Origin of the sequence: Mycobacterium sp. KBS0706 (genome assembly GCF_005938675.2) — a bacterium.
Classification (GTDB): Bacteria; Pseudomonadota; Alphaproteobacteria; order DSM-16000; family Inquilinaceae; genus Inquilinus.
The window spans coordinates 37551-43921 of record NZ_VCCH02000070.1 but is presented as its reverse complement, the minus strand read 5'-3'; the positions used below and the strand labels follow the sequence as shown (position 1 = coordinate 43921).

The following is a 6371-nucleotide window of genomic DNA, read 5'->3' as shown; positions in this document are numbered from 1 at the left end:
GGCGAATGCGCGCGCCACGGTCTTCGCGCCCTATGACCGGCTGTTGCCCAAGGTCGACGTGTTCGTCACCAATGGCGGCTATGGCTCGGTCAACTACGCCCTCAGCCTCGGCGTCCCGATCGTGGTGGCGGGGGACACCGAGGAGAAGCCGGAAATCGCGGCCCGCGTGGCCTGGAGCGGAGCCGGGATCAATCTCGGCACCGGCCAGCCGCGGCCGGAGCAGATCCGCGACGCGGTGCGCGCCGTTCTGTCCGACCCGCGCTACCGGCGCCGGGCCCAGGCGATGCAGGCCGATTTCGCCCGCTACGACGCCCGCCGCGAGATCGCCGCAATCCTGGAGGATCTGGTCCCCCGTCAGAAGCGCCGCGCCTCGGCCTGAGCGGGAGATCCGGTGATGAGCATCATTCGTTCCCGCCGGCTCGGCCTCGTGGCCCTGGCGGTGCTCGGCCTTTCGGTGGTGGCCGGCGGCTGGCGTATCCTGGCCTCCGACCGCGTCGGGCAGCCGGGCGATCCCGCGGCCCCGGTCCCCGTCACCACCATCGCCCGGGCGGAGCGGCACGAGCTGGTCGAGACCCTGGCCGTTACCGGCACGCTGACGGCCCGCGAGGAGGTGCTGGTCGGGGCCGAGGTCGATGGCCTGCGCCTCGTCAGCTTCGACGTCGATGTCGGCGACCATGTCGCCGCCGGCCAGGTGCTGGCCCGGCTGGACCACGCCCAGCTGGACACCCAGCTGGCCCAGAGCGATGCCAACATCGCCAAGGCCGAGGCCGCGGCGCAGCAGGCCCAGGCCTCGATCGCCGAGGCCGAGGCCTCGGCCATCCAGTCCCAGGCCTCGCTGGAGCGGACCCAGGCGCTGCGCACCAACGGCAACGCCTCGGCCGAGCAGTTGCTGGCACGGCAGACCGAGGTCAAGGTCGCCGAGGCCCGCATCGCCTCGGCCCGTGAGACCGCACACTCGGCCGTGGCCGACAAGGCCCTGGCCCAGGCGCAGCGGGACGATGTCGCGCTGCGCATCGCCCGGTCCGAGATCAAGGCCCCGGTGGCCGGCGTGGTGTCTGAGCGGCAGGCCCGGATCGGCGCCGTGGTCGGGATGTCGAGCGCGCCGCTGTTCCGGCTGATCCGCGACGGCGAGGTCGAGTTCCGGGCCGAGGTGACCGAGACCGGCATGCCGCGGGTCGCGATCGGCCAGCCGGTGGAGCTGCAGCTGACCGGCTTCGCCCGGCCGGTGCGCGGCACGGTGCGGCTGGTCGACCCGACGGTCGACGCCACCACCCGGCTGGGCCGCGTCGCCGTCACCCTGCCGGCCGAGCCCGGGCTGCGCCCCGGCGTCTTCGCCGAGGGGACGATCGAGACCGGCCGGCGCCAGGCCCTGACCGTGCCGCTGTCGGCGGTGTTCTTCAGCGCCGAGGGCGCCTATGTCCAGGCGGTCCGTGACGCGGTCGTCGAGCGCCGGCCGGTCGAGACCGGCTTCGTCGGCGACGGCCGGGTCGAGATCCGCCGCGGCCTGGCCGAGGGCGAGGCGGTGGTGCTGCGCGCCGGCAGCTTCCTGCGCTCCGGCGACCGCATCGCCCCGGTGTCGCCGCCGGTCGCCGCCGCGGACCAGGCGGGCTGAGCCATGGCGCTGAACATCTCGGCCTGGTCGATCCGCAAGCCGATCCCGCCGCTGGTGATGTTCGCGGTGCTGATCGTCGTCGGCCTGGTCAGCTTCCGGTCGCTGCCGGTCACCCAGATGCCGAACATCGACGTGCCGGTGGTGACCGTCACCATCGCCCAGGCCGGCGCGGCGCCGAGCGAGCTGGAGACCCAGGTGGCCCGGCCGGTCGAGGACGCCATCGCCGGGCTGACCGGGGTCAAGCACGTTACCTCCGTCCTGTCCGACGGCGTCGCGGTCGCCATGGTCGAGTTCGTGCTGGAGACGCCGACCGACCGGGCGGTGAACGACGTGCGCGACGCCGTGGCCAAGATCCGCTCCACCCTGCCGCAGAGCATCGAGGAGCCGGTGATCCAGCGCATCGACGTCGCCGGGCTGCCGATCCTGACCTATGCCGCCTCGATCCCGGGCATGAGCGTCGACCAGCTGTCCTGGTTCGTCGACGACACGGTGGTGCGGGCGATGCAGGGCGTGCCCGGCATCGCCCAGGTCAAGCGCATCGGCGGCGTCGACCGCGAGATCCGGGTCGACCTGCGGCCGGACCGGCTGGCGGCGCTGGGCATCACCGCATCCGAGGTCAACGACCAGCTGCGCGCCAGCAACATCGACCTGGCCGGCGGCCGCGGCACGGTGGGCGTGCAGGAACAGTCGATCCGCACCCTGGCCGGGGCGGCGACGGTGGCGGAGCTGGCGCAGCGTCGCATCGCCCTGCCCGGCGGCCGCCAGGCGCTGCTGCAGGACCTGGCCACGGTGACCGATGGCGGGGCCGAGCCGCGCAGCTTCGCCCGGGTCGACGGCAAGCCGGTCGTCGCCTTCAGTTTGTACCGGTCCAAGGGCTTCTCCGACGTCGTCGTCGGCGATGCCGCGGCGGCGCGGCTGCAGCAGCTGACCGCGGAGCATCCGGAGCTGTCGATCAGCGAGATCGACAACCTGGTGCGCTACACCCGCGCCGATTACGACATGACCATGGAGACGCTGATCGAAGGCGCCATCCTGGCCGTCATCGTCGTCTTCCTGTTCCTGCGCGACATCCGGGCGACGATCATCTCGGCGCTGGCCATCCCGCTGTCGGTGCTGCCGACCTTCGCGGTGATGGAGGCGCTGGGCTTCTCGCTGAACTCGATCAGCCTGCTGGCGATCACGCTGGCGACCGGCATCCTGGTCGACGACGCCATCGTCGAGATCGAGAACATCGTCCGCCACATGCGCATGGGCAAATCGCCCTACCGCGCCGCGATCCAGGCGGCGGACGAGATCGGCCTGGCCGTGGTCGCCACCACCATGACCATCGTCGCGGTGTTCCTGCCGGTCAGCTTCATGGGCGGCATCGCCGGCCAGTACTTCAAGCAGTTCGGCATCACCGTGGCCGTCGCCGTCACCTTCTCGCTGCTGGTGGCGCGGCTGGTGACGCCGCTGATGGCGGCCTATCTGATGCGCGACCATGCCCAGGAGGAGGAGCGCGACGGCCGGGTGATGCGCGCCTATCTGCGGCTGCTGGACTGGTCGATCCGGCACCGCGGGCGAACCATCGCCGCCGGCCTCGCCATCTTCATCGCCTCCGCTGCCCTGGCAAGCCTGTTCCCGACGGGCCTCCTGCCGAACAACGACATCTCCCGCTCCTCGCTGTCGATCGAGCTGCCGCCCGGATCGACCCTGGAGGACACCCAGGCCGTGGCCGACCGCCTGTCGACCCTGTTCCGCGCCCAGCCGGAGGTGAAGAGCGTCTATGCCGTGGTCGGCGGCGACGGCGCCAACCCGCTCGACGTCGCCGGCGGCGAGGTGCGCAAGGCGACGGTCGTCGCCACCCTGGTGCCGCGCGCCGGGCGCAGCCTGGACCAGAAGGCGTGGGAGAGCGCGATGCGGCCGAAGATCGCCGCCGAACCCGACCTGCGCTTCAGCTTCAGCGCCGGCGGCGCGCGGGAATATACGCTGCTGCTCTCGGGCAACGATTCCGAGGCGCTGGTGCAGGCGTCGCTCGACATCGAGCGCGAGATCCGCGAGCAGGTGCCGGTGCTGGCCAATGTCGTCTCCACCGCCGCGATCGACCGGCCGGAGATCCGCATCGTGCCGCGCCTGGCCGAGGCAGCGGCGCTGGGCGTCTCGGTGGCGCAGATCGCCGAGACGGTGCGGATCGCGACCCTCGGCGACATCTCGGCCAACCTGGCCAAGTTCTCGGCCGGCGACCGGCAGGTGCCGATCCGGGTGCAGATCGCCGAGAATGCCCGCGGTAAGCTGGCTACATTCGAGACGCTGCGGGTGCCGACCGCGACCGGAAGCAAGGTGCCGCTGACCTCGGTCGCCCATATCGGCTTCGGCGAGGGCGCCACCACCATCGACCGCTACGACCGCCAGCGCCGCGTCTCGATCGAGGGCGACCTAGTGGGCAAAACCCCGCTGGGCGAGGCGATGGCCGCGGTACTGGCCCTGCCCTCGGTTCGTAACCTGCCGCCCGGCGTCAGCATCCGGCCCTTCGGCGACGCCGAGATCATGCAGGAGGTGTTCTCCGGCTTCACCCTGGCGATGGGCGCCGGCGTGCTGCTGGTGCTGGCCGTGCTGGTGCTGCTGTTCGCCGACATCGCCCAGCCGGTCACCATCCTGGTGTCGCTGCCGCTGTCGATCGGCGGCGCCTTCCTGGCGCTGCTGGTGACGGGCTATCCGATCAGCCTGCCGGTGGTGATCGGCATCCTGATGCTGCTGGGCATCGTCACCAAGAACGCCATCCTCTTGGTCGATTTCGCGATCGAGGCGATCGCCGCCGGCGCCGGCCGCTCCGAGGCGCTGATCGAGGCCGGCCGCAAGCGCGCCCGTCCGGTGGTGATGACCACCCTGGCGATGATCGCCGGCATGGTGCCGTCGGCCATCGGCTGGGGCGAGGGCGGCGCCTTCCGCTCGCCGATGGCCTCGGTGGTGATCGGCGGGCTGATCACCTCGACGGTGCTGAGCCTGGTGTTCGTGCCGGCGGTGTTCACCGTGCTGGACGACCTGAACCGGCTGTGCGGCCGCGTCTTCGGCCGCTTCGTCGGCGCCCGCGACGAGCCGGAGCCGGCCGCGCCGCCGGCGGAATAGGTGTGTTGTCGCGGTGCTGAGGTTCCGGGGCCGGTCCGTGTTCGGAGAGATCCAGATGTCCAGCCCGCCTCTTCGCCGACCGGGCCGCGCCGCGGTCGCCTTCGTGTTCGTCACCATCCTGCTCGACACCCTCGCGCTCGGCGTGATGGTGCCGGTCCTGCCCAAGCTGATCGTCGAGTTCGAGGGCGGCGATATGGAGCGGGCAGCGTCGATCATCGGGCTGTTCGGCCTGGCCTGGGCGGCGATGCAGTTTCTGGCCGCGCCGGTGCTGGGCGCGCTGTCCGATCGGTTCGGGCGGCGGCCGGTGATCCTCCTGTCCAATCTCGGCCTCGGCCTCGACTATGTGCTGATGGCGCTGGCACCGAACCTGACCTGGCTGCTGATCGGCCGAATGATCTCCGGCATCACCTCCGCCAGCGCCTCGACCGTCGCCGCCTACGTCGCCGACGTGACGCCGCCGGAGCAGCGCGCCGCCAAGTTCGGGCTGCTCGGCGCCGCCTTCGGCTTCGGCTTCATCGCCGGACCGGCGCTGGGCGGGCTGCTGGCCGGCCTCGATCCCAGGCTGCCCTTCTGGGCCGCGGCGGCGCTCAGCCTCGCCAACGCCGCCTATGGCCTGCTGGTCCTGCCGGAATCGCTGCCACCGGAGCGGCGCGCCCGCTTCACCTGGACCGGTGCCAGCCCCCTCGGCGCCATGGCGCTGCTGCGCTCGAGCCCGGCACTGCTCGGCCTGGCCGGCGCGGCCTTCCTGATGATCCTGTCGCAGGAATCTGTACCTAATATCTACGTACTCTACACCACCCATCGCTTTGGCTGGGACGAGGCGGCGGTCGGGCTGTCGCTGGCGGCGGCCGGCGCCGGGACGATGGTGGTGTTGGTGGCCCTGACCGGCCCGGTCGTGGCCAGGCTGGGCGAGCGCCGGGCGATGGCCGCGGGGCTGGTCTTCGGTGTTGCCGGCTTCGCCCTGTTCGCCGTGGCCCCGACCGGCTGGCTGTTCCTGGCGGCGATCCCGCTGCTCTCGCTATGGGGCATGACAGGGCCGGCGCTGCAGGCGCTGATGTCGCGCCGGGTCGGAGCGGACGAACAGGGACGGCTGCAGGGGGCGCTGGCGGGGCTGCGCGGCATCACCGGCATGATCGGCCCGGTGTTGTTCACCCAGAGCTTCGCGCTCGGCATCGCACCGACGCCGGGCCTGGATTCGCCCGGCCTGCCCTACGGGCTGGCGGCGGCGCTGCTGGCGTCGGCCCTGGTGGTGGCCTGGCGGATCACCCGGACGGAAGGCGCCCGGTCGGACGCGGAGCCGGCCGCGCCGCCGGCGGAGTAGCGCGGCGGCGGGTCGGCCCCGGACGGGTTATCGCCACAGGACCATGTCGCGCGGATGCGACGCCGGGCGGTGCGGCTCCAGCCCCACGTCCCGGCGCTCATGGTCGGTCAGCCGCTCGACCGACAGGGCACGGCTCCGGCGGCGGCGCATGGTCTCGACCAGGATCGAGAGGCTGAGCCACAGGCCGAGACGGACCGGACGTGCCGGCGCAATCTCAACCGAAGATACAAGCCGGAGATACGGCACCCTGCCGGAAGCGGGCGGGTTCATGACCCAGATCCTTTCGTGAGCGAGGCAACAAAAAACCCGCCGGGAGATCCGCGGCGGGCTGCT

The 6371-nt window shown here is 72.0% G+C and carries 5 protein-coding genes; 4 read left to right on the top strand and 1 reads right to left on the bottom strand.

The features are described from left to right. The 4 genes from FFK22_RS29600 to FFK22_RS29585 form a co-directional block, all read left to right on the top strand. Positions 1 to 379 (top strand): glycosyltransferase (locus FFK22_RS29600; protein WP_373683764.1); only part of this gene is annotated, 379 nt, incomplete at its 5' end. A gap of 15 nt (positions 380 to 394) precedes the next feature. Continuing rightward, on the top strand, positions 395 to 1612 hold the full coding sequence (locus FFK22_RS29595) for an efflux RND transporter periplasmic adaptor subunit (RefSeq protein ID WP_138891548.1): 1218 nt from the start codon (positions 395 to 397) through the stop codon (positions 1610 to 1612). Positions 1613 to 1615: 3 nt separating this feature from the next. Then, complete coding sequence (locus FFK22_RS29590; RefSeq protein WP_138891547.1) at positions 1616 to 4717, top strand: efflux RND transporter permease subunit; 3102 nt, start codon at positions 1616 to 1618, stop codon at positions 4715 to 4717. Between the two features lie 55 nt (positions 4718 to 4772). Beyond that, positions 4773 to 6038, top strand: a complete 1266-nt coding sequence (locus FFK22_RS29585) for a TCR/Tet family MFS transporter (RefSeq protein WP_138891546.1) — start codon at positions 4773 to 4775, stop codon at positions 6036 to 6038. Between the two features lie 27 nt (positions 6039 to 6065). On the opposite strand, the gene FFK22_RS29580 is transcribed toward FFK22_RS29585, so the two are convergent. Next, the gene (locus tag FFK22_RS29580; RefSeq protein WP_138891545.1) at positions 6066 to 6308 is read right to left on the bottom strand and encodes a hypothetical protein; all 243 of its coding nucleotides are present in this window, start codon (positions 6306 to 6308) and stop codon (positions 6066 to 6068) included. Positions 6309 to 6371 lie beyond the last annotated feature (63 nt).

Bases quoted from the DNA above. Each gene is read 5' to 3' on its own strand.
- FFK22_RS29590 (WP_138891547.1), top strand. From the start codon at position 1,616: ATGGCGCTGAACATCTCGGCCTGGTCGATCCGCAAGCCGATCCCGCCG.
- FFK22_RS29580 (WP_138891545.1), bottom strand. From the start codon at position 6,308: ATGAACCCGCCCGCTTCCGGCAGGGTGCCGTATCTCCGGCTTGTATCT.
- FFK22_RS29585 (WP_138891546.1), top strand. From the start codon at position 4,773: ATGTCCAGCCCGCCTCTTCGCCGACCGGGCCGCGCCGCGGTCGCCTTC.
- FFK22_RS29595 (WP_138891548.1), top strand. From the start codon at position 395: ATGAGCATCATTCGTTCCCGCCGGCTCGGCCTCGTGGCCCTGGCGGTG.